This window comes from Streptomyces sp. BV286, from assembly GCF_019090165.1.
GTDB lineage: Bacteria > Actinomycetota > Actinomycetes > Streptomycetales > Streptomycetaceae > Streptomyces.
Map to the genome: position 1 here is coordinate 55,939 of NZ_JAHRIB010000178.1, position 25,782 is coordinate 81,720.

The 25,782-nt window shown below is 71.1% G+C and carries 22 protein-coding genes; 10 read left to right on the forward strand and 12 right to left on the reverse strand.

Annotation, left to right across the window (positions count from 1 at the left end; genetic code table 11):
• Positions 1-45: 45 nt before the first annotated feature.
• Both KUF83_RS34125 and KUF83_RS34130 read right to left on the reverse strand, forming a co-directional pair.
• A complete protein-coding gene (locus tag KUF83_RS34125) occupies positions 46-2,049 on the reverse strand; it encodes a hypothetical protein (RefSeq protein WP_254644767.1) in 2,004 nt (667 codons plus the stop codon).
• Positions 2,050-2,562: 513 nt separating this feature from the next.
• Complete coding sequence (locus tag KUF83_RS34130; RefSeq protein WP_217458906.1) at positions 2,563-3,687, reverse strand: esterase family protein; 1,125 nt, start codon at positions 3,685-3,687, stop codon at positions 2,563-2,565.
• A 225-nt stretch (positions 3,688-3,912) separates the two neighbouring features.
• Between KUF83_RS34130 and KUF83_RS34135 the strand changes: the two genes are divergently transcribed.
• The 6 genes from KUF83_RS34135 (at position 3,913) to KUF83_RS34160 (ending at position 9,364) form a co-directional block, all read left to right on the forward strand.
• Positions 3,913-5,718 carry a phosphatidylglycerol lysyltransferase domain-containing protein gene (locus KUF83_RS34135; RefSeq protein ID WP_217458907.1) on the forward strand — a complete coding sequence of 602 codons (1,806 nt, stop codon included), beginning with the start codon at positions 3,913-3,915 and terminating at the stop codon, positions 5,716-5,718.
• Positions 5,719-5,885: 167 nt separating this feature from the next.
• Positions 5,886-6,764, forward strand: a complete 879-nt coding sequence (gene folP, locus KUF83_RS34140; protein WP_217458908.1) for a dihydropteroate synthase — start codon at positions 5,886-5,888, stop codon at positions 6,762-6,764.
• Complete coding sequence (locus KUF83_RS34145) at positions 6,761-7,264, forward strand: nuclear transport factor 2 family protein (RefSeq protein ID WP_217458909.1); 504 nt, start codon at positions 6,761-6,763, stop codon at positions 7,262-7,264. Before folP ends, KUF83_RS34145 begins: the two co-directional genes overlap by 4 nt.
• A gap of 519 nt (positions 7,265-7,783) precedes the next feature.
• A complete protein-coding gene (gene folB, locus KUF83_RS34150) occupies positions 7,784-8,143 on the forward strand; it encodes a dihydroneopterin aldolase (RefSeq protein ID WP_217458910.1) in 360 nt (119 codons plus the stop codon).
• Positions 8,140-8,748: a 2-amino-4-hydroxy-6-hydroxymethyldihydropteridine diphosphokinase gene (gene folK / locus KUF83_RS34155; protein ID WP_217458911.1), complete on the forward strand. Its 609-nt coding sequence runs from the start codon at positions 8,140-8,142 to the stop codon at positions 8,746-8,748. Before folB ends, folK begins: the two co-directional genes overlap by 4 nt.
• Positions 8,749-8,881: 133 nt before the next feature.
• Positions 8,882-9,364, forward strand: a complete 483-nt coding sequence (locus KUF83_RS34160; RefSeq protein WP_217458912.1) for a DUF3180 domain-containing protein — start codon at positions 8,882-8,884, stop codon at positions 9,362-9,364.
• Positions 9,365-9,491: 127 nt separating this feature from the next.
• Here the strand turns inward: KUF83_RS34160 and folE are convergent, their stop codons facing one another.
• From folE to dacB, 6 genes are all read right to left on the reverse strand, one after another.
• Positions 9,492-10,097, reverse strand: coding sequence for a GTP cyclohydrolase I FolE (gene folE, locus KUF83_RS34165; RefSeq protein WP_217458913.1), 606 nt, complete (start codon positions 10,095-10,097; stop codon positions 9,492-9,494).
• Between the two features lie 143 nt (positions 10,098-10,240).
• Complete coding sequence (gene ftsH, locus KUF83_RS34170) at positions 10,241-12,280, reverse strand: ATP-dependent zinc metalloprotease FtsH (RefSeq protein WP_217458914.1); 2,040 nt, start codon at positions 12,278-12,280, stop codon at positions 10,241-10,243.
• A gap of 211 nt (positions 12,281-12,491) precedes the next feature.
• Positions 12,492-13,052: a hypoxanthine phosphoribosyltransferase gene (gene hpt / locus KUF83_RS34175; protein ID WP_151477812.1), complete on the reverse strand. Its 561-nt coding sequence runs from the start codon at positions 13,050-13,052 to the stop codon at positions 12,492-12,494.
• A gap of 106 nt (positions 13,053-13,158) precedes the next feature.
• Positions 13,159-14,175, reverse strand: a complete 1,017-nt coding sequence (tilS, locus tag KUF83_RS34180) for a tRNA lysidine(34) synthetase TilS (RefSeq protein WP_217458915.1) — start codon at positions 14,173-14,175, stop codon at positions 13,159-13,161.
• 172 nt (positions 14,176-14,347) lie between these two features.
• Positions 14,348-15,487, reverse strand: a complete 1,140-nt coding sequence (locus KUF83_RS34185) for a zinc-dependent metalloprotease (protein WP_217458916.1) — start codon at positions 15,485-15,487, stop codon at positions 14,348-14,350.
• Between the two features lie 136 nt (positions 15,488-15,623).
• Positions 15,624-17,210: a D-alanyl-D-alanine carboxypeptidase/D-alanyl-D-alanine-endopeptidase gene (gene dacB / locus KUF83_RS34190; protein ID WP_217458917.1), complete on the reverse strand. Its 1,587-nt coding sequence runs from the start codon at positions 17,208-17,210 to the stop codon at positions 15,624-15,626.
• A 79-nt stretch (positions 17,211-17,289) separates the two neighbouring features.
• Between dacB and KUF83_RS34195 the strand changes: the two genes are divergently transcribed.
• Both KUF83_RS34195 and KUF83_RS34200 read left to right on the forward strand, forming a co-directional pair.
• Positions 17,290-17,781, forward strand: a complete 492-nt coding sequence (locus KUF83_RS34195) for an inorganic diphosphatase (protein ID WP_055610781.1) — start codon at positions 17,290-17,292, stop codon at positions 17,779-17,781.
• Between the two features lie 104 nt (positions 17,782-17,885).
• Complete coding sequence (locus tag KUF83_RS34200; RefSeq protein ID WP_217458918.1) at positions 17,886-19,541, forward strand: threonine/serine exporter family protein; 1,656 nt, start codon at positions 17,886-17,888, stop codon at positions 19,539-19,541.
• A gap of 105 nt (positions 19,542-19,646) precedes the next feature.
• Here KUF83_RS34200 and KUF83_RS34205 read toward each other — a convergent pair whose 3' ends face one another.
• Positions 19,647-20,894 carry a VTT domain-containing protein gene (locus tag KUF83_RS34205; protein WP_308403257.1) on the reverse strand — a complete coding sequence of 416 codons (1,248 nt, stop codon included), beginning with the start codon at positions 20,892-20,894 and terminating at the stop codon, positions 19,647-19,649.
• 141 nt (positions 20,895-21,035) lie between these two features.
• Between KUF83_RS34205 and KUF83_RS34210 the strand changes: the two genes are divergently transcribed.
• A complete protein-coding gene (locus tag KUF83_RS34210) occupies positions 21,036-21,401 on the forward strand; it encodes a YbjQ family protein (RefSeq protein WP_217458919.1) in 366 nt (121 codons plus the stop codon).
• A gap of 124 nt (positions 21,402-21,525) precedes the next feature.
• On the opposite strand, the gene KUF83_RS34215 is transcribed toward KUF83_RS34210, so the two are convergent.
• Positions 21,526-22,293 (reverse strand): MerR family transcriptional regulator, encoded by a 768-nt coding sequence (locus KUF83_RS34215; protein ID WP_217458920.1) that lies wholly within the window; start codon positions 22,291-22,293, stop codon positions 21,526-21,528.
• A 157-nt stretch (positions 22,294-22,450) separates the two neighbouring features.
• Here KUF83_RS34215 and KUF83_RS34220 point away from each other — a divergent pair, with 157 nt between their 5' ends.
• Entirely contained in the window at positions 22,451-23,857 is a 1,407-nt protein-coding gene (locus tag KUF83_RS34220; RefSeq protein ID WP_217458921.1) for a glutamate decarboxylase, read from the forward strand.
• A 171-nt stretch (positions 23,858-24,028) separates the two neighbouring features.
• Here KUF83_RS34220 and KUF83_RS34225 read toward each other — a convergent pair whose 3' ends face one another.
• Together KUF83_RS34225 and KUF83_RS34230 are read right to left on the reverse strand one after the other, a co-directional pair.
• On the reverse strand, positions 24,029-24,790 hold the full coding sequence (locus KUF83_RS34225; protein WP_217458922.1) for an ABC transporter permease: 762 nt from the start codon (positions 24,788-24,790) through the stop codon (positions 24,029-24,031).
• A complete protein-coding gene (locus KUF83_RS34230; protein ID WP_217458923.1) occupies positions 24,787-25,749 on the reverse strand; it encodes an ATP-binding cassette domain-containing protein in 963 nt (320 codons plus the stop codon). Before KUF83_RS34230 ends, KUF83_RS34225 begins: the two co-directional genes overlap by 4 nt.
• Positions 25,750-25,782: the final 33 nt, after the last annotated feature.

Genomic DNA, 25,782 nt, shown 5'->3' on the forward strand with positions numbered 1-25,782 from the left:
GCCACTGCCCTCGTGTCACCTGTGGGTACGTCCGGCTCTCGCGGGCTAGGAGACCGCGCTCCGCAGCTCCGCCACGTCGATCTGTTCCGTCTCGTCGTGGGCGGTCAGGTCGATGACCTGACCGACCCCGCGGGACTCCTCGCCCGCGGGCCTGAACCCGGCCTCGGACTCGGCCTTGTGGAGCGCGAGCGCCTCCTGGCCCACCACGTCGGCGAGGTCCTCGTTCTGCACGGCCTCCAGCGCCTCGGCGCCCTTCTGCGTACCGAAGAAGTCGAAGCCGCCCTCGACGGAGGGGCGCGCGGGGGTGGCGGGTACGACCGCGACGGCGGTGGGCACGGTGAAGTGTCCGGCGGGGCGCCGGGGCCGCGCGGCGGGCGTCAGCGCGGCCGCGCTCGTCGGGGACGGACCCTCTTCGGCCGCGGGCGGCTCCTGTACGCGGGCCACCTCCGACGGGGTGGGCCGCGCGAGGGCGGTGCCCGACGGCGGCTGCGGCTCGGTGGCGGGCGTCTGCGCGTGCGCGGTGTCCGTCTCGGCGGCCGGCCTGGCAACGGGAGCGGGCCGGGGCGTCGCACGGCTCGCGGTGGCCTGCAGGGACGTCACGCCGATGGCGGCGGTCGCCGCGGTCGAGCGCTCGTGCCCGCCGACCGCCTCGGGCTTCCCCCGCGTCTCGCCCTCCTGCCGGGGCTCGCCCTCGGACTGGGCCGTCATCGTGCCCCCCGCCGCGGACGCGCCCTTCGCCGAACCACCGGGCCGGGGCGCGCCCTTGCCGGGGCCGCCGGGCGGGGGCGAACCCTTCCGGGCACCGCCCTTCGCGGCAGTCCGCTTGGCCGGACCGCTCTGCGGAGAGGCGGGCGGCGTCGCGCCACCGGCCCCGGGGCCACCGGTGTCCGGTCCGTCCGTGACCGGGCCGTCCTGCGCCGAACCACCCTCGACGGACGAGGAGTCGGCTGCCTCGGCCCCGGCGCGCTCGGACTCGGCACCGGCATCCGCGGCGACCTTGGCGGCATCCGCGGCCTCGGCCCCGACCCCGGCTGTCGTCGGGGAATCGTCCTGGGTGGAGCCGTTCCGCGTGGAACCGTCCGTCGCGGCGTCGTCCGCCAGCAGGGCGTCCAGCGCCGAAGCGACCGGCGCGGGAGCCTCCGGAGGAGTGGCATTCGGAGCAGTGGCGTCCGGTACGGGGCCCGTCTCCTCCGTCGCGCCTTCGGCGGTGGCATCGTGATCGGACGCGGACTCGGACTCGGACACGGAACCGCGCTCGGACTCGGACTCGGACTCGGACTCGGACTCGGACTCGGACTCGGACTCGGCCAAAGTCTCGTCCCCGGACTCGGTCCCGGTTCCGGTCCCGTTCTCGGCCGTGCCGTCCGCCGGAGCCGCGGTGCCGACAGCGCCTGCGGTGACCGCTCCCGCCAGCCTGTCCAGGGCCGCGTTGGCCCGTACGTAGAGAACCGAGGCCGCGGAGGACGCCGCGAGGGCCGCCTGAACCGTCGCCGCCGTCGCCTCGGGCACTACCGCCTCGGTCGCCGTGTCGGCGGACCCGCCGGAAGCCGGTGCCCCGTCCGCCGCGGCGGCCGGCAACGCCGGGACCGGAGTGGTCGTCTCTATCTCAAGAAGTCGTCGGTTCTCCAGCGCGGTGGCCCGCTCGGTCTCCGCCGTGGCGTACCGCCGCAGCAGCGCCGCGTGTTCGTTGCGCAGCCCGGCCAGCTCGGCCCGCTTGGCACGGAGTCGTTGTTCCAGCTTGGTGCGCAGTTCGCGCGACTCGTCCAGGTCGCTCTCGAGTTCGGCGACCCGCTCCTCGAAACGCCACTCGTCGCTCGCCCGTCCGCGGACGAGATCCGCGACGCGTCTGCCCGCCGACGCGTCCCAGCGACGCATCACGACCGCGCCCACGACAGCCGTCACCGCGGCGCCCGCGGCCAGCCCGCGGAGCACCAGTGGTTCGGAGAAAAGCCATGGCCCCACGGCGCAGACGACGGAGACGCCTGCGATCGCCGAGGGGGGCAACAGCCGGTGCAGCGGTGGGGAATGGCGGTGACGTCCTCGTGGCATGGCCAGAAACTTACCGCGCGTAGGCGAATCATGGTGCCCCGCGTGGCAAAAACGCAGCCACACCGAAACCTTCTCACCGCCCCTTCACCGGACAATCCCCGCACCACCCGCTCCCGGCCCACCACTTCGGCCCGGCACCGGCACTCGCAGCGGTCGCACGCCGTCCGCCGATTCCCGTCCGGCACCCGGCGCCCTTACCCGCCACCACTCCTTGATCGACCCCTTCTCCGCCAGGCGCGCCTTCGGGTACGCCCTCGGGGGCTCCCCTGGATCTGACCTGGCCTCTTCCGCTGTTCCGGGGCTTCTCGTCGTTCTCCCGCATTGCCACCGAGCGCGGTCCGGGCATTGCCGTCGACTGCGGTCCCGGTCTTGCGGCCGGACTTCCCGAGATCCGAAAAGCGTCTTCGTGCCGGGAATTCCGCGGGAGCCGCCGCGTATTCACGTGCGGAGCCGATCGCGCGCTTACGGGCCGGTCGCGTCGATTCCCCGGCCCGGCCGCATGCCGGGCCGCCGTCAGCGGTCGCTCAGCCGTCCGCTCAGCCACTGGAGGGTCGCCGGGATCTCCCGCCGCCAGGTGTTGAAGTTGTGCCCTCCGCTGTCGAGGATGATCGACGAGATCCGGGTCGGTTTCTTCGCCTTGACCAGGTCGATGAACCGCAGCGTCTCCCCGTAGTTGTTCTCGCCCTGCCTGCTGCTGCTGACGAGCAGTGAGGTGTCGGGCGCGGGCCTGTGCCCGAGGTACCACATCAGGTCGGCGCTGTTGCGCAACTCCTCGTCCCCATGGAAGAGATCACCGGTCGTGGGGTCGGTCGCCGCCTTGTAGTACGGGGAGAGGCCCGCCCCGGCCGCGTACGTCCGCGGATGGTGGACCGCGAGCTTCAGCGCGCAGTAACCGCCCGTCGAGTCACCGACGATGCCCCAGCTCCCGGGCTTCTTGCCCACCCTGTAGTGATGTGACACGGCGTCGGGGAGGTCCCTGGCGAAGAACGACTCGGTCTGCGGTCCGCCGGGGACGTCCACGCACTCGGTGTCCCGCGGGGGCGCGACGGTGGGCCGCATCATGACCAGGATCATCGGCTGCATCCTGCCGTCCTTGGCCAGCGCGTGGGCGGTCTGCGGATAGTGCAGGCCCTTGATCAGCGCCTCCGCGGTGCCCGGATAGCCGGTGAGCACGACAGCGGCCGGGAAGGTGCGGGTCCGGTACTGCGGCTGGAAGTACTCCGGCGGCAGATAGACGTACGCGGGACTGGCGATGTGGGTCCGCCGGCCCACGATGTCGACCTTCTGGAGCTGGCCGCCGATCTGCGGACGTGCCCCGCCGGACACGTTGACCTGCCGGGTGTCGACCACCTGGAGCGGCCCGGCCGTGCCCCCCGCGTCGTGGTCGACCACGATCCCCTGACCGGACTCCTGGCCGAAGAGGTCGGCCCAGCTCGCGTAGAACCCGAACGCCTGGTTGGCGCCGATGCCGACCGACGCGAAGACCAGGACCTGAGTGACCGCCAGCAGACCGATCCGGCCTGCCACCGCACGCCAGTTGCGGCCCGCGAGACGCGGCCAGAACCACACCGTGCCGACGAACAGCAGCACCGCGAAGAGGATCACCAGTGCCAGCACCTTGTTGCTCGTGAGACCCATGAGCTGTTCCTGCCTGCGCTTTCCGACCGGTGGCCGCACCGATTCCTCACGGCGCCTTGCCCCGGTCTTTCCTTGCCCTTTGACGCGGTTTTCCGGAAGGGAGTGAACCTGACTCCCTGTGACACCGTCCTAGAGGGCGCAATGTCGCCGGATGCCGGATTGGCACCGGATTCAAGGTCTCTCGCGGAACAACGGGATGCGATGTCTGTCAGGATAGATGGGGAAATGTCGGGCGAGGTTCCGGACCGAACGGGCCGACTGCGGAGCGTGCTCCGCGGTCCGCGCCCCGAGGCCGTCCCCGTCCTGGTCGCCAGGGCATGCACGCTCGTCGGAGTCCTGGACATCGCCGCGGGCGTCTTCCCGCGCTTCCGCCACAGCCGTATGCACACGCTCGCGGAGGTGCTGCCGGGCTCGCTCGGCCCCTTCGCCGCGGCCCTGTCGCTCAGCGCGGGCGTTCTGCTGCTGCTCCTGGCCCACGGGCTGCGCCGGCACAAGCGGCGGGCATGGCGGGCCGCGGTGGTGCTGCTCCCCGCCGGTGCCCTCGCCCAGTTCATGTACCGGCACTCGCTCGTCGGCGTCCTCATCTCGCTCGCGCTGCTCGCGCCGCTGCTGCGCCACCGGAGCCAGTTCACGGCGCTGCCCGACCCGCGCAGCCGCTGGCGGGCACTCGCCAACTTCGTTCTCATGGGCGCCGGTTCACTCGTCCTCGGCCTGGTCATCGTCAGCGTCCACCCGGACCGCATGGTCGGCGACCCGAGCCTCGCGGACCGCATCAGCCATGTGATGTACGGCCTGTTCGGCTTCGAGGGGCCCGTCGACTACACGGGCACCACGTCCTGGACGGTGGCCTTCTCCCTCGGCGCGCTCGGCCTGCTGACCGCCGTCACCACCATCTACCTGGCCTTCCGCCCCGAACACCCGGCCGCGCGCCTCACCGAGGACGACGAGACCCGGCTGCGCGCCCTGCTGGAGAAGCACGGCGGTCGCGACTCGCTCGGCCACTTCGCGCTCCGCCGCGACAAGGCGGTCGTCTTCTCGCCGAGCGGCAAGGCGGCCGTGACCTACCGCGTCGTCTCCGGGGTGATGCTCGCCAGCGGTGACCCCATCGGCGACGTCGAGGCCTGGCCGGGCGCGATCGAGCGCTTCATGGACGAGGCCAGGGCCCACTCCTGGACACCCGCCGTCATGGGCTGCTCCGAGACGGGCGGCGAGGTCTGGACCCGCGAGACCGGTCTCGACGCCCTCGAACTGGGCGACGAGGCGGTGGTGGACGTCGCGGATTTCTCCCTGGCCGGGCGCGCGATGCGGAACGTGCGCCAGATGGTGAAGCGCATCGAGCGAGCTGGCTACGAGACCCGGGTACGGCGCATCCGTGACCTCGGCGAGAACGAGCTCGACCGGATCCGGGCGGCCGCGGAGGACTGGCGCGGCACGGACACCGAGCGCGGCTTCTCCATGGCACTCGGCCGCATCGGCGACCCGGCGGACGGCGACTGTCTCATCGCGACGGCACACAAGGCGGACGAGGAGCCCGGCCCGTACGGCGACCTGAAAGCCGTGCTCCACTTCGTCCCCTGGGGCACGGACGGGGTCTCCCTCGACCTCATGCGCCGCGACCGCTCGGCGGACCCCGGCATGAACGAACTCCTCATCGTGGCGGCCCTCCAGGCTGCTCCCCGCCTGGGCATCACCCGGGTCTCGCTGAACTTCGCGATGTTCCGCGCGGCCCTGGCCCGCGGCGAGAAGATCGGCGCGGGCCCGGTCCTGCGGGCCTGGCGCGGCCTGCTGGTGTTCCTCTCCCGCTGGTTCCAGATCGAGTCGCTCTACAAGTTCAACGCGAAGTTCCGCCCCTACTGGGAGCCCCGCTTCGTCGTCTACCGCTCCTCCCGCGACCTCCCCCGTATCGGCCTCGCCGCCATGCAGGCCGAGGGCTTCGTGAGCCTCGCCCTCCCGCGCGTCCTGCGCCGCCGCCCGAAGCCGCTCCGTCCCTGCGCCCACGCGGTGACGGAACGGGGCGCGAGAGCGGCGTAACCGCCCCGCCGTACCTCCTCCCTCCCCCGTCCCCCACCACGGACTCCGGCCGCCTCGCGACGCCCACCCCCGCGCCGCGCGGCGGCCGGTTCGTACCCGAACCCGGGACGAACCCGCGCCCGCCGGGGGCGACCGACCGCTCACCGCCGGGGGCCTAGGCTTGGCGTATGAGCAAGAAGAGCGGGCGCGGCCATGTCGCGGGCCTTCCGGCATGGGACCGCTGCGCGGTCATGGGCGTCGTGAACGTGACGCCCGACTCCTTCTCGGACGGCGGACACTGGTTCGACACGACCGCGGCCGTCAAGCACGGCCTCGACCTGGTCGAGGAGGGTGCCGATTTGGTGGACGTGGGCGGTGAGTCCACCCGCCCCGGCGCCGCCCGCGTGGACGAGGCGGAGGAGCTCAAGCGGGTGATCCCCGTCGTCCGCGGCCTCGCCGCCGAGGGGGTCACCGTCTCCGTCGACACGATGCGCGCCTCCGTCGCCGAGCGCTCGCTCGCCGCCGGCGCCGCCCTCGTCAACGACGTCAGCGGCGGCCTCGCCGACCCGGCGATGATCCCGGCCGTCGCCGCCGCGGGCGCCCCCTTCGTGGTCATGCACTGGCGCGGCTTCCTCCAGGGCAGCACCGTACGGGGGTCGTACGAGGACGTCGTCTCCGAAGTCGTCGACGAGCTCCACGCGCGCGTGGAGGCCGTTCTGGCGGGCGGAATCGCCCCGGACCGGGTCGTCGTCGACCCGGGCCTCGGCTTCTCCAAGGAGGCCGAGCACGACCTCGTCCTGCTCGCCCACCTCGACCGTCTCCGGGAGATCGGCCACCCCTTGCTGGTGGCCGCCTCCCGCAAGCGCTTCCTGGGCCGCGTACTCGCCGGTCCGGAGGGGGCCCCGCCGCCCGCGCGGGAGCGCGACGCCGCCACCGCCGCGGTCTCCGCGCTCGCCGCCCACCAGGGCGCGTGGGCCGTACGCGTCCACGAGGTGCGGGCCACCGCCGACGCCGTCCGGGTCGCCCGGGCCGTGGAAGGCGCCCGCACGACAGAGGGAGCCCGGTGAGCGCCCCGCACACGGACGTCGAGCAGGTCGAGCTCGCCAACACCGCCTTCTACGAGGCACTGGAGCGGGGCGACTTCGAGGAGCTCTCCTCGCTCTGGCTGACCCCGTCCGACCTGGGCCACGACGAGGAGTACCACGACCCGGCGCAGGCCGGCGAGGTCTCCTGCGTCCATCCCGGCTGGCCGGTGCTCAACGGCCGCGGCGAGGTCCTGCGGTCGTACGCGCTGATCATGGCGAACACGGAGTACATCCAGTTCTTCCTGACCGACGTGCACGTCTCCGTCACCGGCGACACCGCCCTGGTGACCTGCACGGAGAACATCCTCAGCGGCGGCCCTCCGCCCGAGGACAGCGACGAACTCGGCCCCCTCGTGGGCCAGCTCGTCGTCGCGACGAACGTGTACCGCCGCACACCGGACGGCTGGAAGATCTGGTCGCACCACGCCTCGCCCGTCCTGGCCGAGACCGAGGAGGACGAGCCGGACGAACCGTCCGCCTGAGGCCGCGCCGGACCCCCGGGCCGCCCCGGACGGATGCCCGCCCCGACGATCACTTCGCCGCACCACGGTTCGACGCGCGTGTACGGGTATGCGTACCGGTGCCGCCTCCCGACGGGGCGGCGCGTACGCCGACCGCCGCCGCGAGGCCCGCCCCGGATCGGAGAGCTCGTTGATCCGCACGTCCGGGCGCAGTCGTGGTCCCGGCCGGGGCCCGGCAGCGGGCCGTGGAGCCGATCCTCGCCGTAGTACGTTGGTGATCGTGACGGCGGCCACGGACACGCGACGGGGAACGCCGTCGGGCCGGCCGGCCCGGACGTCACCGGGGCACGCCGGCCGGAGCGTTCGGTCCACACCGTGCGTCCTGCCGGGAAACGTCCGGCGCATCCGCCGGGCCATCGCGTGGACACGGGCCCCGTGGCCCGGCCGTGTCAGTGTCCGCGGGTAGATTCGTTCGAGGCCGGTGTACCGCCCGCACACCGTACGGACCGGCCCCCACCGACGATTTCAGGAGTGATTCGCGTGGATCGTGTCGCGCTGCGCGGCCTCAGGGCCCGTGGGCACCACGGTGTGTTCCCCAAGGAACGCGAAGAGGGCCAGACCTTCATCGTGGACATCACGCTGGGCCTGGACATCCGCCCGGCGGCGGCCGACGACGACCTCACCAAGACCGCGCACTACGGCATCGTGGCGGAGGAGGTCGTGGCCGTCGTCGAGGGCGAGCCGGTGAACCTCATCGAGACGCTCGCCGAGCGCATCGCCCAGACATGCCTGAAGCACGACGGGGTCCAGGAGGTCGAGGTGTGCGTCCACAAGCCGGACGCCCCGATCACGGTCCCCTTCGACGACGTGACCGTCACCATCACCCGGAGCCGAGCATGACCGCGTTCACCGGGGGCCAGAGCGACCCGACCGTCCAGCCGGTGCCCGCCTCCGTGGTGGAGCGCGTGGACGCCGCCGACACGACCCTGCAGAACCCGAGGCGCGCCGTCCTCTCCCTGGGCTCGAACCTGGGCAACCGTCTGGAGACCCTCCAGGGCGCCGTCGACGCCCTGGAGGACACCCCCGGCGTCCGCGTCAAAGCGGTCTCCCCGGTGTACGAGACGGAGCCGTGGGGCGTCGCCCCGGGCAGCCAGCCGTCGTACTTCAACGCGGTGATCGTCCTCAGGACGACCCTCCCGCCCTCGTCGCTCCTGGAGCGGGCCCACGCGGTCGAGGAGGCCTTCCACCGGGTCCGGGACGAGCGCTGGGGACCCCGCACGATCGACGTCGACATCGTGGCGTACGCGGACGTGGTCTCGGACGATCCGACCCTGACCCTCCCCCACCCGCGCGCCCACGAGCGCGCCTTCGTCCTCGCCCCCTGGCACGACGTCGACCCCGAGGCCCAGCTGCCCGGCCACGGCCCCGTGGCACAGCTGCTCGCCGCGGTCCCCCGGGACGGTGTCGCGCCCCGGACCGACCTGGAACTCCAGCTGCCCGAGTAGTCGTTAAGGTCAAGACGCACACGGGCGGTCGGCCGAAGGCCCGAAGAAACCGCGTCTTCCCCGGAGCCCCGGGCCCCGGGGTTCCCGGACCGGCCCGCCGTGGACCGGGACACGCAATCGCGAGAGGAACTGAGTGAAAGAGCTGCGCATCAGGACGCTGGCCGCGGTGTTCCTCGTGGCCGGGGTGCTGTCCTGGGCAGGTGCCCGCCTGTGGAACTCGGTGGGGACGCTCCCCCGGGTCCCCCTCGCGGCGCCCGTCGTCCTGGCTCTGATCGCCGTGGTCCTGCTGGCCACGGCGCTCTCCCTCCGGGCCCGTCTGAAGGCCCAGCGCGAGCGCCGGCCCGGCGCCAAGGCGGTCGACCCCATGATGGCCGCCCGCGCGGTCGTCTTCGGTCAGGCGAGCGCCCTGGTCGCCGCCCTCGTCGCCGGGATGTACGGCGGCACGGGCGCCTTCCTCCTGGAGTCCCTCGACATCCCGGCCCGCCGCGACCAGGCCATCTACGCCGGCTTCTCGGTCCTGGCGGGTATCGCCGTCATAGCGGCCGCCTTCTTCCTGGAGCGAGTCTGCAAGCTCCCGGAGGACGACGACACGAACGGCAGCGCGGCCCCGGCGTAGGCGCAGGCCCGCGCCCGAAGGGGCGCGAGGAACTGCGCACCCGGCCACGACGACCCCGCGGCCATGAACGCACGGCGCCTACGAGGCCGCCCTCAGCTGAGCGTCACGGCGTCACCGCGTCACCGCGTCACCGCGCCATGATGAGGCTCATGGCCTCGTTACGGGTGGCAGCGTCGCGCAGCTGCCCCCGCACGGCCGACGTTATGGTCTTGGCGCCCGGCTTGCGGATCCCCCGCATCGACATGCACATGTGCTCGCACTCCACCACGACGATCACGCCGCGCGGCTCCAGCATCTCCATCAGTGAATCGGCGACCTGCGTGGTGAGCCGTTCCTGCACCTGCGGCCGCCGGGCGAAGACATCCACGAGACGGGCCAGCTTGGACAGCCCCGTGATCTTGCCGGACGTGCTCGGAATGTAGCCGACGTGCGCGACGCCCCTGAAGGGCACCAGGTGGTGCTCACAGGTCGAGAACACCTCGATGTCCTTCACCAGGATCATCTCGTCGTGGCCGAGATCGAACGTCGTCGTCAGGACGTCCTCGGGTGTCTGCCACAACCCCGCGAAGATCTCCCGGTACGCCCGGGCCACCCGCCCCGGCGTCTCCCGCAGGCCCTCGCGGTCCGGGTCCTCGCCGACCGCGATCAGCAGTTCGCGCACGGCGTTCTCGGCGCGCTTCTCGTCGAAGTCGCCTATCCGGCCCTCTCCGTCCAGCGTCACGGGGTCGGTCATCTGGTGCCTCGTTTCTGTGCCTCTCACGCGTGTGGACCACGCGTCTCGCAGTCGGGCATACGAAGATGCCGCGCCCCCCAGGCTAGAACCTGGGGGGCGCGGCATGCATTCCGGGCCTGGTGAGGACCAGCAGAGCCGGGTTTTCAGCTCTCGGTGCGGTCCTCGGGGGCCGTCTCGGCCACCGGGGAGGCCTCCGCGGCTGCGGTGGACTTCGCGGTGATCGCGGGGCTGCCACCGTTCGTCCCGTTCGTCAGCGACAGCTCCCTGGGGGAGAGCACCGGCGGGCGGGTGGACGGCGTGCGGCGGGAGGAGCCGGTCCACGCGGGACGGGCCGGACGCTTGACGAGGGGAGCGAAGATCTCGGCGATCTGCGCCTTGCTCAGCGTCTCCTTCTCCAGCAGCTGGAGCACCAGCGCGTCGAGGACGTCGCGGTTCTCGACCAGGATCTCCCAGGCCTCGTTGTGCGCGTTCTCGATGAGCTTCTTGACCTCTTCGTCGACGAGCGCGGCGACCTCTTCCGAGTACTCGCGCGGGTGCGACATCTCCCGGCCCAGGAAGGGCTCGGTGTTGTCGCCGCCGAACTTGATCGCGCCGAGACGCTCGGTCATGCCGTACTGCGTGACCATCGCGCGGGCCGTGGCAGTGGCCTTCTCGATGTCGTTCGCGGCACCCGTGGTCGGGTCGTGGAAGACGAGCTCCTCGGCCGCACGCCCGCCCAGCATGTACGCCAGCTGGTCGAGCATCTCGTTGCGGGTCGTGGAGTACTTGTCCTCGTCCGGCAGGACCATCGTGTAGCCCAGCGCACGCCCTCTGGAGAGGATCGTGATCTTGTGGACCGGGTCGGAGTTCGGTGAGGCCGCCGCGACCAGGGCGTGTCCGCCCTCGTGGTACGCGGTGATCTTCTTCTCCTTGTCCGACATGATCCGGGTCCGCTTCTGCGGGCCCGCGACCACACGGTCGATCGCCTCGTCGAGCATGTTGTTGTCAATGAGCTTCATGTTGCCGCGCGCGGTGAGCAGCGCGGCTTCGTTCAGCACGTTCGACAGGTCGGCGCCCGTGAAGCCGGGCGTACGACGCGCGACAGCCCCGAGGTCGACGTCCGGAGCGACCGGCTTGCCCTTCTGGTGGACCTTGAGGATCTCCAGACGGCCCTGCATGTCCGGGCGGTCGACCGCGATCTGGCGGTCGAAGCGGCCGGGGCGCAGGAGGGCCGGGTCGAGGATGTCCGGGCGGTTCGTCGCGGCGATGAGGATCACGCCGCCCTTGACGTCGAAGCCGTCCATCTCGACGAGCAGCTGGTTCAGCGTCTGCTCTCGCTCGTCGTGACCGCCGCCCATACCGGCACCGCGGTGACGGCCGACCGCGTCGATCTCGTCCACGAAGACGATCGCCGGGGCGTTCGCCTTGGCCTGCTCGAACAGGTCACGGACTCGGGAGGCACCGACACCGACGAACATCTCGACGAAGTCGGAACCCGAGATCGAGTAGAAGGGGACGCCCGCCTCGCCGGCGACAGCCCGCGCGAGCAGCGTCTTGCCCGTACCGGGAGGCCCGTACAGAAGCACGCCCTTGGGGATCTTGGCGCCGACGGCCTGGAACTTCGCCGGCTCCTGGAGGAACTCCTTGATCTCGTGGAGCTCCTCGACCGCCTCGTCCGAGCCCGCCACATCGGCGAACGTCGTCTTCGGGGTGTCCTTGGTGATGAGCTTCGCCTTGGACTTCCCGAAGTTCATGACCCGGGAGCCGCCGCCCTGCATCTGATTCATCAGGAACAGGAAGACGACGACGATGAGGACGAAGGGGAGCAGCGACAGCAGGATGCCGACGAAGGCGTTCTGCTTGGTCGGCGAGACCGTGTAGCCGTCCGGAATCTGCTTGTCCTGGTACTTGGTCTGGAGGGTGGTGGCCAGGTTCACACCCTGGTCGCCGATGTAGCTCGCCTGGATCTTCGAGCTGCCCTCGATCTTTTCGCCGTCCTTGAGCTCGACCTTGATGATCTGCTCGTCGCCGGTGGTGATCTTGGCCTGCTGGACCTTGTTGTCACTGATCGCCTGGACGACCTGGCCGGTGTCCACCGTCTTGTAGCCGCCGGACGAGCCGACGACCTGCATCAACACGACCACGGCAAGGACGGCCAGCACGATCCACATGACCGGCCCACGGAAGTATCGCTTCACGTCCATCCATACGGAGCGGTGTCGCCCCGTCCCTCCTGCCATAGTGAGTTTGATAAGACTGTTCTTCGGACGGTACCCCAGCATTGTCACCCGAAGCTGCACGGTCCGGCTGACAAACCCGTCTACGTATGCTCCAACGGCGGGAAACCCGCTGGGGTTCCCGGTCGTCCTACAGGGGTTGGGCCCCTGTCAGCGGACGTCACCCGTCCAGGGTGCCTCAGCCTCCGTAGACATGCGGCGCGAGCGTCCCGACGAACGGGAGGTTCCGGTACTTCTCCGCGTAGTCGAGGCCGTACCCGATGACGAATTCGTTCGGGATGTCGAAGCCGACCCACTCCACGTCGATCGCGACCTTCGCGGCCTCGGGCTTGCGCAGCAGCGTGCACACCTTGAGGGACGCGGGCTCGCGGGAGCCGAGGTTGGAGATCAGCCACGACAGCGTCAGGCCGGAGTCGATGATGTCCTCGACGATCAGGACGTGCTTGCCCTTGATGTCGGTGTCGAGGTCCTTCAGGATCCGCACCACTCCGGAGGACTGGGTGCCCGCGCCGTACGAGGACACGGCCATCCAGTCCATGGTGACGGGGGTGGACAGGGCCCGGGCCAGGTCCGCCATGACCATCACCGCGCCCTTGAGGACACCGACGATCAGCAGGTCCTTGCCCGCGTACTCCGCGTCGATCTTCGCGGCCAGCTCCGCCAGCTTCGCGTCGATCTCTTCCTTGGTGATGAGCACCGACTTGAGGTCGGTGCCCAGGTCTTTCGCGTCCACCCGCATCACTTTCGGTCGTCCCACCGGCTGCTTCTGGGCCCTCCGCTAAGAGGGGCCGCTCCCCGAAGGGGTTGCCCTCCGGGGGAGTCGCCGCCCGAAGGGCGACCCTCTTTCAGCCTTGCCGAATCACCAGTCTGCCACCCTGCCGCTGAGCGACGACCTTGCCCGGGAGGTTGATGGCTCCCTGGCCGCGCCAGCCGGTGATCAGCCGGTCGATCTCCTCGATGTGCCGGGCGAACAGCGAACCGGCGGGGGCCCCGGCCTCGATGGCGGCGCGGCGCAGGATGCGGCGGCGCACGGCGGGCGGCAGGGCGTAGAGCTTGGCGCACTCCAGGAGTCCCCCCGCGTCGCGTACGGAGGCCTCGGCCTGACCGGCCCACGCGTCGAGGGCGTCGGCGTCGTCGCGGGACAGCTGGGCCGTACGGGCGAGAGCTTCGACGACACCCTTGCCGAGCGCCTTCTCCAGGGCGGGCAGGCCCTCGTGACGCAGCCGGGAACGGGTGTACGCCGGGTCGGCGTTGTGCGGGTCGTCCCAGACGGGCAGGGACTGTGCCATGCAGGCCTTGCGGGCGGTCTGCCGGTCGAGGTGCAGGAAGGGGCGGCGGTAGCGGCGGGCGGCGCCGGGCCCTCCGGAGACGGCGGCCATGCCGGACAGGGAGCGGGTGCCGGAGCCGCGGGCGAGGCCGAGCAGGACGGTTTCGGCTTGGTCGTCGCGGGTGTGGCCGAGCAGGACCGCGGCGGCGCCGTGCCGCTCGGCGGCGGCGTCCAGCGCGGCGTACCGGGCGTCGCGGGCGGCGGCCTCGGGGCCGCCGTCACGGCCGACCGTGACCGCGACGGACTCGGCGGGGGCCAGTCCGAGTTCGGTGAGGCGCAGGACGACCTCGTCGGCGCGCAGGTCGGACCCGGACTGCAGGCCGTGGTCCACGGTGATGCCGCCGGCGCGGACGCCGAGCTTGGGTGCTTCGAAGGCGAGGGCGGAGGCGAGCGCCATGGAGTCGGCGCCGCCGGAGCACGCGACGAGCACGAGCGGCGCGCGCGAGGGCGTGTCGGGGGCGTGGTCGGTGAGGACGTCATGGAGTACGCGGCGGACCGCCAGGCGTATCGCCGCGACCGCAGGATGGGGACCCATGTCCGGTTCCCTTCATGAAATTGTCGGGGGGTGAGCCCGAGGTCGGTCACTCAGAGTGTGTCGATGGTGACAGAACCGGGCCGTTCCCCGAGCATTGCACGCCTACCCATGCCTCACGGTCCCTCGGACGGGTGATTGGAGGGGCGTTCACCTGCCGTCGGCCGGAATCAATTCACGACTCTGCCTTACGGTGCACCCGCGCGACCCAGTCCGCCGGTTTGGAGATCTCCGACTTGGTGGGAAGCGTGTTCGGTGAGGTCCACACGCGGTTGAAGCCGTCCATGCCCACCTCGTTCACGACGGCCCGTACGAACCGTTCGCCGTCCCGGTACTGGCGCAGCTTCGCGTCGAGGCCCAGCAGCTTGCGCAGGGCGAGGTCGAGGCGGGAGGCGCCGCGGGCTCGCCGCTGCTGGAACTTCTCGCGGATCTCGGCGACGGACGGGACCACCGACGGGCCGACGCCGTCCATCACGAAGTCGGCGTGTCCCTCCAGGAGGGACATCACCGCGGTGAGCCGGCCGAGGATCTCGCGCTGGGCCGGGGTCTGCACGATTTCGACGAGGGAGCGTCCCTCTTCGCCGTCCTCGCCCTCGGGGCGGCCGCCGGCGAGGGACTGGGCGGCCTCGCGGACGCGCTCCAGGACGGTCATGGGGTCGACCTCGGTCTCCCCCAAGAAAGACTGGATTTCGCCCTCGAGGTGGTCGCGCAGCCAGGGCACGGCCGTGAACTGCGTGCGGTGGGTCTCCTCGTGGAGGCAGACCCAGAGCCGGAAGTCGTGGGGCTGGACGTCGAGTTCGCGCTCCACGTGCACGATGTTCGGTGCCACCAGGAGGAGCCTGCCGCCACCGCTCGGTGAGCCGGGAGGGCCGCCCGCCGGCAGGTCCCGTGTGGCCGGGGCGAAGGTCTCGTACTGACCGAGGACCCTGGAGGACAGGAAGGACAGCAGCATGCCCAGCTCGACGCCGGTGACCTTGCCGCCGACGGCGCCGAAGACGGCTCCGCCCGGGGTGCTGCCGCGACGTTCCTGCATCTTGTCGAGCAGCGGCTTGAGGATCTCCCGGAAGCCTGCGACGTTCGCCCGGACCCAGCCCGGGCGGTCGACCACGAGGACCGGGGTGTCGTGGAGGTCGTCGCCGCCCATCCGCGTGAAGCCGCGGACGTGCTCCTCCGACGCCTTGGCGTGCCGGCGCAGCTCGGCGACGACAGCCCTGGCCTCGTCGCGGCTCACCTCCGGGCCCGGTCGTACCAACCGGGTCGCGGTCGCCACCGCGAGGTTCCAGTCGACCATCTCCGCACCACCGATGCTCGTCATGCAGTCAACCGTACGTGAGCGCTGCCGCTTGGGGCAGGGAGTGGACCGCAGGGGGACGCTCACGGGTCACGTGCGGGTCCGCCGCGGCCGGTCGCGCGGTCGCGCACGCCCCTGAGGGTGCGCCCCTTCAGGGGCGTCAGTCGCAGCCGCAGGACGCCAGTGTCGAGGCCAGGCGGTCCAGGCCCTGCTGGGTCGTCGCCGCGTCGGTGGGCGGGTCGGAGGCGGTCAGGAAGGCGAAGGCCAGCAGGCGGCCCTCGGCGTCGACCACTGTGCCCGCGAGGGCGTGCACGCCGGTCAGGGTGCCCGTCTTGGCGCGTACGACGCCGGTGCCGGCCTGGCCGGTGTAGCGCTTGCTGAGGGTGCCGGTGAAGCCGGCCACGGGGAGGCCGGTGAGGGCCGGGCGCAGGGCGGGGCGGGCCGGGTCGGCGGCCTCGGCCAGCAGGGCGGTGAGCAGGCCCGTGGTGAGCTTGTCGGCGCGGTCCAGGCCGCTGCCGTCGGCGAATTCCACACCCTTGAGGGGCAGTTCGAGCTTCTTCAGCTGCTCACGGGTCGCCGCGCCGCCGCCCTTGAAGCTCGCCGGTTCACCGGAGGCCAGGGCGGTCTGGCGGGCGAGGGCCTCGGCGATGTCGTTGTCGCTGCTGGTCAGCATGCGTTCGACCAGTGCGGACAGGGGCGGGGACTTCACCGTGGCGAGGGCCTTGGCGCGGTCGCTCGCCTCGGCGGGGCCGGGCGGCGCGGTCTTGATGCCGCGGTCGCTCAGCAGGTCCGCGAACTTCTTCGCCGCCTCGGCCGCAGGATCGTCACTGCGGTCGGCGGTGCCGCTGGTGGAGTCGTCGAGGCGGCCCTCGTCGACCATCAGGGCGGTGACCGGGGCGAGGTTGTCGTTGTCGGCCCCGATGGGGTGCACGACGGGACCCTCGTACAGCGAGGTGTCGTACGAGAGCGTCACCTCGTCGGTCTTGCGGGCCTTGAGGGCGCGGGCCGTGTCGTCGGCGAGGGTGCGCAGGCTCGCGTTGCCGTCCGCGTCCTTGCGGGCGGTCAGTGTGGGATCGCCGCCGCCGACGAGGACGACCTTGCCCTTGCCGGGTTCCAGGACCGTCCGGGTCGCGATGCGGTGGTCCGCGCCGGCCGCGGTGAGCGCCGCGACAGCCGTGGCGATCTTCGTGGTGGAGGCCGGGGTCAGCGCGTCGTCCGCGCCCTTGCCGTACAGCCGCTTGCCGGTGGCCAGGTCGACGACGGCCGCCGAACGGTCCGAACCCAGCGAGGCGTCGGCGAGCAGCGGATCGAGGACGTCCGCGAGGGCCTTCCGCGTCGGCGAGGGCGCGGCGCCCGCCGCGCCGCCCAGTCCGGCGAGCACGGAACGGGCACTGGGCGCGGGCGCCGGCGCCTTTCCGGACGTACCGGACACATGACCGTGATCTGCGCCACCTGCGCGCTCCCGCGATGCGGCCCAGTCGCGCTCCGCCGTACGCTGACCGGTGGAGTCCCAGGGCCCGGCCGCGGTGACCACGGTGGCGGCCACGACGAGTCCGAGGGTGGCGGCACCCGTCGTGAACTGCACGGTCGAAGGCCGCCTGACCAGCGGTTTCACGACTCCTGCGGCCCGCTTGAGTGGTGGCTTCACGACTCCCGCGGCCCGTACGAGTTGCGGCCCCACGGATCGCGCGACCCGCACCACATGCGGTCTCGCGGCCCGCCAGGCCCTCAGCTCCGGCACGACCACCAGCCCCTTTCGCGATCACACACCTGCGTGAGGGACACTTAACCACCAGAACTATGTGCTGATCATGGAGGAGCCACCGGTGGAGTTCGACGTCACGATCGAGATTCCGAAGGGTTCACGGAACAAGTACGAGGTGGACCACGAGACCGGTCGGATCCGTCTGGACCGTCGCCTCTTCACCTCGACCAGTTACCCGGCCGACTACGGCTTCGTCGAGAACACTCTCGGCGAGGACGGAGACCCGCTGGACGCGCTGGTCATCCTGGACGAGCCGACCTTCCCGGGTTGCCTCATCCAGTGCCGCACCATCGGCATGTTCCGTATGACGGACGAGGCCGGCGGCGACGACAAGCTGCTGTGCGTGCCCGCGCACGACCCCCGGGTGGAGCACCTGCGGGACATCCACCACGTGTCGGAGTTCGACCGGCTGGAGATCCAGCACTTCTTCGAGGTCTACAAGGACCTGGAGCCCGGCAAGTCCGTCGAGGGCGCCAACTGGGTGGGCCGTACGGACGCCGAGGCCGAGATCGAGCGGTCGTACAAGCGTGCCAAGGAGCAGGGCGGGCACTGACCCCCTGTGGCCTGCGGGCCGCGTGACCCCACCAGGTCGCGCGGCCCGTTCCTGTGCCAGTGCGCATACTGGGGCGTACTGGAGGCGCGATTCGGGAGTAGTGGGTGACGGAGCCGGAGGCGGAGGACCGCAAGCCGCAGTCGGACGAGGCACGCAGTGCCTTCATTCCACCGAGCGGTGTGGTGGCGCAGGCCCCACCCGTCGAGGAGGAGTCGTCGACGACGTCCGAGTTCGCGCTGCCCAAGGGGTTCGGCGTCCCGCAGGCGCCCGCCGCGGAGTCGGAGGGGTCGGCGTTCAGCACGCCGCGGACGTACAGCTCGCGGCACGCGCCGCCCGCCTTCACCCCGCCGGCGGGCATACCGCGGGTCGACCTCGTCAAGGACGCTCCGTGGCAGGACCGGATGCGCACGATGCTGCGCATGCCGGTCGCCGAGCGGCCCGTGCCCGAGACGGTGCAGAAGTCCGAGGACGAGGGCCCGGCCGTGCCGCGTGTCCTCGACCTGACCCTGCGTATCGGCGAGCTGCTGCTTGCCGGTGGCGAGGGCGCCGAGGACGTGGAGGCGGCGATGTTCGCCGTCTGCCGCTCCTACGGCCTCGACCGCTGCGAGCCGGGAGTCACCTTCACCCTGCTGTCCATCTCGTACCAGCCGTCACTGGTCGAGGATCCGGTGACCGCCTCACGGACCGTACGGCGCCGGGGAACGGACTACACGCGTCTGTCCGCCGTGTACCGGCTCGTCGACGACATCAGCGACGACGAGACCGAGGTCTCCCTCGAGGAGGCCTACCGGCGGCTCGCCGAGATCCGCCGTAACCGCCACCCGTACAACGGCTGGGCGCTGACCACGGCCACCGGGCTGCTCGCGGGTGCGGCCTCCGTGCTCGTCGGCGGTGACCTGATCGTGTTCGTCGCGGCGGCCGTCGGCGCGATGCTGGGCGACCGGCTGGCGTGGCTGTGCGCCGGGCGCGGGCTGCCGGAGTTCTACCAGTTCACAGTGGCCGCGATGCCGGCCGCCGCGATGGGCGCCGCGCTCACGGTCGCGCACGTCGACGTGCGGGCGTCCGCGGTGATCACCGGTGGGCTGTTCGCGCTGCTGCCCGGGCGGGCCCTGGTGGCGGGCGTGCAGGACGGACTGACCGGTTACTACATCACCGCGGCGGCCCGGCTCCTGGAAGTCATGTACTTCTACGTCGGCATCGTCATCGGGGTCCTCGTCGTCCTGTACTTCGGCGTGACGCTGGGCGCCGAGCTCAATCCGGACGCGGCCCTGCAGTCCGCCGAGCGGCCCTACTGGCAGATCGGCGCGTCGATGCTCCTGACGTTCACCTTCGCGGTGCTGCTCCAGCAGGAACGATCCACCGTGCTGATCGTGACCCTCAACGGGGGCGTGGCGTGGAGCGTGTACGGGGCGATGCACTACGCGGGCGAGATCTCGCCGGTCGCCTCGACGGCCGTGGCGGCCGGTCTCGTGGGGCTCTTCGGACAGCTTCTGTCGCGCTACCGGTTCGCTTCCGCTCTCCCGTACACGACCGCCGCGATCGGGCCGCTGCTGCCCGGCTCGGCCACCTACTTCGGGCTGCTCGCCATCGCGCAGAACAACGTCGACGAGGGGCTGGTGTCGCTCACCAAGGCGGCCGCGCTCGCGATGGCCATCGCGATCGGGATGAACCTGGGGTCCGAGATCTCCCGGCTGATCCTGCGCGTACCCGGTGCCACGGCCGGTGCGCGGCGTGCCGCGAAGCGGACGCGCGGGTTCTGAGCCGCCGGGGTCCGACCCGCGGGGAACTGCACGGGGTGACGGCCGTCGTGGGCCGGTCACGCCGGTCCCCGCGCCTTTGAAGGGCGCGGGTTCCGCCGGGGTCAGTCAGTTCCGGGGACGGTCCTGGCCGTACGGGTACGGCTGCCGACCCTGCTGCTGCTGTTGTCCCTGCGGGTACTGCTGGTCCTCGGGGTACTGCAGCTGGTCCTGCCCGTGTCCCTGGGGGTACTGCGGCGCGTAGGGCTGGTTCTGCGGGGTGCCGTAGTTCTGGTCCGAGCCGTACGACGACGGCTGCTGCTGGTGCTGCTGGTCCTGCTGCCGGTAGTGATCCTGGCCCTGGTTGCCGTACTGCTGATCCTGGTTGCCGTAACCCTGGCCCTGATCGCCGTACTGCTGGCCCTGATCGCCGTAGCCCTGGGCCGGGTTGCCGTACTGCTGGCCCTGGTTGCCGTAACCCTGGCCCTGATCGCCGTACTGCTGACCCTGGTTGCCGTAAGCCTGACCCTGGTTCCCGTACTGCTGGCCCTGGTTGCCGTACTGGTCGCCCTGGTGGCCGTAGCCCTGGTCCTGACCGCCGTACTGCTGGTGCTGGCCGTTCTGGCCGTTCTGGTCGGCCGGCGGCACGCGGCGGAGCTGGGCCGTGCGGTCGTCCATGGCGGGGCCCGCCGGGGGAACGTGGGCACCCGGGGACTGGGCCTGAGCCTGCGTCTGGGGCTCCTGCGGGTTCTTCTTGGACTGACTCCGGGCCCGCATGAACTCGATGATGATCGGAACCACCGAGATGAAGACGATCAGGAGCAGGATCGCCTCGATGTGCTTCTGCACGAAGTCGATCTGACCGAGCCAGGAGCCGAGCAGTGTGACGCCCGCGCCCCAGAGGATGCCACCGACCACGTTGAAGATCAGGAACGAGCGGTACTTCATGCCGCTGACGCCGGCGATGATCGGCGTGAACGTGCGCACGATGGGCACGAAGCGGGCCAGGACCAGGGACTTCGGGCCGTGCTTCTCGAAGAACTCGTGGGCCTTGACCACGTTCTCCTGCTTGAAGAGGCGGGAGTCCGGGCGGGTGAAGAGCGACGGCCCCACCTTCTTGCCGAACATGTAGCCCACCTGGTCGCCGACGATCGCGGCGATGCAGATCAGGACGATGGCGGCCCACAGCGGGAAGTCCAGCTGATCCGACGTGATCAGCAGACCCGCCGTGAACAGCAGCGAGTCACCCGGCAGGAAGAAGCCGATGAGCAGGCCCGACTCGGCGAAGACGATCAGGAGCAGGCCCCAGATGCCGAACGAGTCGAGCAGATAGTCCGGATCCAACCAACTTGGGCCGAGAGCAAGCGTCGTCGTCACTGTTCCGGGCTCCTGAAGGTGGTGGATACGGCGGTCGGCGAAGGTATGGCCGACCAAAGTTATCAACGCGGCAAGATGTGACCAGGTTCCATCGGCTCGTACAGGATGCACTGTGCCCCGTCTGGGACAAAGCTGTGAGCCATGGGTATCGAAGAATACGGCGGCGGTCAGGGACCCCACCCCGACGTGCTGGTCCTGACGACGAACGACGCACCCGGCTACCGGGTCGAACAGGTCATCGGGGAGGTCTTCGGGCTGACCGTCCGCTCCAGGCATCTGGGCAGTCAGATCGGCGCGGGACTGAAGTCGATGATCGGCGGCGAGCTGAAGGGCCTCACCAAGACACTGGTGGAGACCCGCAACCAGGCGATGGAACGGCTGGTCGAACAGGCACGGGCACGGGGCGCCAACGGCGTGCTGGCGTTCCGTTTCGACGTGACCGAGGCGTCGGACGTGGGCACGGAGGTGTGTGCGTACGGCACGGCCGTGGTGATGGTCAAGGAATAGCGCGACCTACCAGTAAGTACGGGTAGCGGGTAAGGGGCGCCCGCCATTGCGGACGCCCCTTACCCGCGGGCGGAGGGAGTGCGAGCACCCGCGGGCGGATGCCGTGCGAGCCGCCGCTCGCGGACTACCGCCGGCCCTCGTGCCGGGCCGCGTTCGCCGTGATGGCGTCCCTCAGGTGCTCGGCCAGCCCGGGGCGGGTGGAGTCGTAGAACGCCTTGAACCGCTCGTCCGACATGTACATCTCACCCAGGCTCTGGTGCATCTCGTACGAGCAGTCGTAGAACCACTGCCCGATGTGCTGCCGGTGCTCCTCGGCCATGTCCATGGCCCGCTCCCCCGTGGCGGGCTCACCGGCCTCCATGAGGGCGTCGTAGCGCTCGCCCCAGGCGGCGATCTCGGCCTGCATGCGCTTCCAGTCGTCCTTGGTGTAGCGGGCGGCGCGCCGCTGCGACTCCGCGTACGCCTCCGTGCCGCCCCAGCGGCGCTCGGCCTCCTCCGCGTGCTCGTCGGGGTCCTTGTCGCCGAAGACCTCGAACTTCTCCTCGGGTGTGAGGTTGATTCCCATCGTGCGTGCCTCCATGGCCTGTTCCACGGCCGTGGCCATCTTCTGCAGCTTCTCGATCCGGGCGGTCAGCAGGTCGTGCTGGCGGCGCAGGTGCGCGCGCGGGTCCGTCCGCGGATCGTCGAGCAGGGCCGCGACCTCGTCGAGCGGAAACCCCAGCTCCCGGTAGAACAGGATCTGCTGCAGCCGGTCGAGGTCGGCGTCGCTGTAGCGCCGGTGACCCGCGTGGCTGCGCCCGCTCGGTGCGAGCAGCCCGATCTCGTCGTAGTGGTGCAGCGTCCGCACCGTCACCGCGGCGAATCCGGCGACCTGTCCCACGGAGTAGCTCATGGTCTCCGCTCCCTCCTTTTCGGTACGCACCTCAGGCTGAGGCCTCACGTCGCGTGAGGTGCAAGCCGGAAATCCATCAGGCGCCATGTCGGTTTTACCCGCTTATGACGGGGTGGTGGCTCACCATGGAGGCCCGACCCCGAGGACCGGAGGCATCATGCCGCTCCACAAAGGCCCCGCGAAGCCCGACGAGCGTCCCGCGACCGTCAACCCCTTCTACGGGGAGGCGAATCCGGTCGGCGGCATGACCGAGGCCCCGCCCCAGCACCGGCTACCGGACGGGCCTCTGGCGCCCTCCACCGCCTATCAGCTCGTGCACGACGAGCTGATGCTGGACGGCAACTCCCGGCTGAACCTCGCGACCTTCGTCACCACCTGGATGGAGCCGCAGGCCGATGTGCTGATGAGCGAGTGCCGGGACAAGAACATGATCGACAAGGACGAGTATCCGCGCACGGCCGAGCTGGAGCGGCGGTGCGTGGCGATGCTCGCCGATCTGTGGAACGCACCGGACCCGGCCGCCGCCGTGGGCTGCTCGACGACGGGGTCGAGCGAGGCGTGCATGCTCGCGGGCATGGCGCTCAAGCGCCGCTGGGCCAAGCGGAACGCCGACCGGTATCCGGGAGCCCGCCCGAACCTCGTCATGGGGGTCAACGTCCAGGTCTGCTGGGACAAGTTCTGCAACTTCTGGGAGGTCGAGCCGCGCCTCGTGCCCATGGAGGGCGACCGTTTCCATCTCGACCCGCAGGCGGCCGCCGAGCTGTGCGACGAGAACACCATCGGTGTCGTCGGCGTCCTCGGCTCCACCTTCGACGGGTCGTACGAGCCGATCGCCGAACTCTGCGCCGCGCTGGACGCGTTGCAGGCGCGCACGGGCCTGGACATCCCCGTCCACGTGGACGGCGCGTCCGGCGCGATGGTCGCCCCCTTCGTCGACGAGGACCTGGTGTGGGACTTCCGGCTGCCGCGCGTCTCCTCCATCAACACCTCGGGGCACAAGTACGGGCTGGTCTACCCGGGCGTCGGCTGGGCGCTGTGGCGCTCGGCCGCCGAGCTGCCGGAGGAGCTGGTCTTCCGCGTGAACTACCTGGGCGGCGACATGCCGACCTTCGCGCTCAACTTCTCCCGCCCCGGAGCCCAGGTGGTGGCGCAGTACTACACCTTCCTGCGCCTCGGCCGCGAGGGTTACCGGGCCGTCCAGCAGACGACGCGGGACGTCGCCCGGGGGCTCGCCGAACGGATCGGGGCCCTCGACGACTTCCGGCTCCTCACCCGGGGCGACCAGTTGCCGGTGTTCGCCTTCACCACCGCCCCGGACGTCACGGCGTACGACGTCTTCGACGTGTCCCGGCGCATGCGGGAGCGGGGCTGGCTGCTGCCCGCGTACACCTTCCCCGCCAACCGTGAGGACCTGTCCGTGCTGCGGGTGGTGTGCCGCAACGGCTTCTCGTCCGATCTGGCCCAGTTGTTCATCGAGGACCTGGAGCGGCTGTTGCCGGAACTGCGCCGGCAGTCGCGCCCGGCGACACGGGACAAGGATGCGGCGACGGGCTTCCACCACTGACCCGGACCGCGACCGCCCCTGCCCCTGCCGCCTTCCGTCCCCGAGCGCGGCCGCCCGCGGGCACGGGCATCCGCGAGCACGGCCGTCCGCGAGCACGGGCAGCCGGGCCGAGCCGGCCTCCCCACGAGGAGCCCGGCTCGGCCCGCTTCCCGGCCCGCGGGCCCGGGGCCGTTACTTGCTCAGTGCCGAGAACTTCCGTACCGCCAGCGGGAAGAACACGGCCAGGAGTGCCAGCGGCCAGGCCACCGCCGCCCACACGTGCCCCGCCTCGCCGCCCTCCCCGCCGAGCAGGTCCCGTACGGCCGTGGCCGTCTGTGACATCGGGTTCCACTCGACGACCGTGCCCAGCCAGCCCGGCATGGACTCGGGGGTCGCGAGGGCATTGGAGAGGAATCCGACGGGCCAGATCAGGATCTGCACGGCCTGCACCATCTCCGGTTTTCCGGCCACCATCGCCAACAGGATGCCGATCCACAGCATCGCGAACCGGAACAGCAGGAGCAGACCCATGGCCCCCAGGAAGGCTCCAAAGGTCCCGTGCACGCGCCAGCCGAGCGCGAGTGCGACCCCGACGAGCACGAGCAGGCCGAGTACCGACTGGAGCATGTCGGCGACCGAACGGCCCACCAGCACCGCTCCGTCGGCCATCGGCATCGACCGGAAGCGGTCGATCACTCCCTTGTTGAGGTCCTGGGTGACGGCCAGCATCGTGCCTTCGAGGCCGAAGGCCATGGTCAGCGCGAGCATGCCGGGCACCAGGAAGTCGACGTAGTCGCCGTCGACGCCCCGGCCGCCACCGATCAGGTAGCCGAACATCAGCAGCAGCATCACGGGGAAGACCAGGCCGACCAGGACCTGGGCCGGCTGCCGCGCCCAGTGGGCGAGTTCACGGCGGGTCATGGTCCAGGAATCACTCAGCGCGTACGTGGTCACACGGCCTCCTTCACAGGCTTCACCGGGTCGTCGCCCGCGGTGAGGCGCAGGAACACCTCGTCGAGCGTGGGCCTCCGCAGGGCCACGTCCTCCGCCTCCAGTCCGGCCTCCTCCAGTGCCCGTACGACTTTGGCGAGCACCCTCATGCGGTCGGTCACCGGGGCGCTCAGCAGACGCCGGTCGACGTCGACCGTGATCTCCTCCTTGTCGAGCGGCAGGAGGGCGACCGCGGCTCCCAGCCGGCCGCCGTCCCGCAGCACGACGTCGATCCGGTCGCCGCCCGCCATGGCCTTCAGCTCGTCCGCGGTGCCGCCCGCGACGACCTTCCCGTGGTCGACGAGCGAGATCCGGTGGGCCAGCTGGTCCGCCTCCTCCAGGTACTGGGTGGTGAGCAGTACCGTCGTGCCGCCGCCCACCAGGGAACGCACCGCCTCCCACACCTCCGCGCGGCCGCGCGGGTCGAGGCCCGACGTCGGCTCGTCCAGGAAGAGCACCTCCGGTTCGGTGATGAGCGAGGCCGCCAGGTCCAGGCGGCGGCGCATGCCGCCGCTGTACCGCTTCACCGCCTTGCGGCCCGTGTCCGCCAGGCCGAAGCGCTCCAGGAGCTCGCCGGCCCGCACGCGGGCGCGGCGCGTGCCGAGGTGGTGGAGGCGCCCGAACATCTCCAGGTTCTGCTGCCCGCCGAGCTCCTCGTCGAGCGCCGCGTGCTGGCCGAGCAGGCCGATGCGGCGGCGCACCTCGCGCGCGCGGGTCACCACGTCGTGTCCCGCCACCTCCACGTGGCCGCCGCCGGGCCGCAGCAGCGTGGACAGGACCCGGACCAGGGTCGTCTTGCCCGCGCCGTTGGGGCCGAGCACCGCGTGCACCGTGCCGCGCCCGACCCGCAGGTCGAGCCCGTCCAGCGCGTGTTTGTCTCCGTACTGCTTCCGTACGCCCTCGACGACGATCGCGTCGGTCATCGAGCTCCCTTCGCTCCAAGTAATCAAACTTGA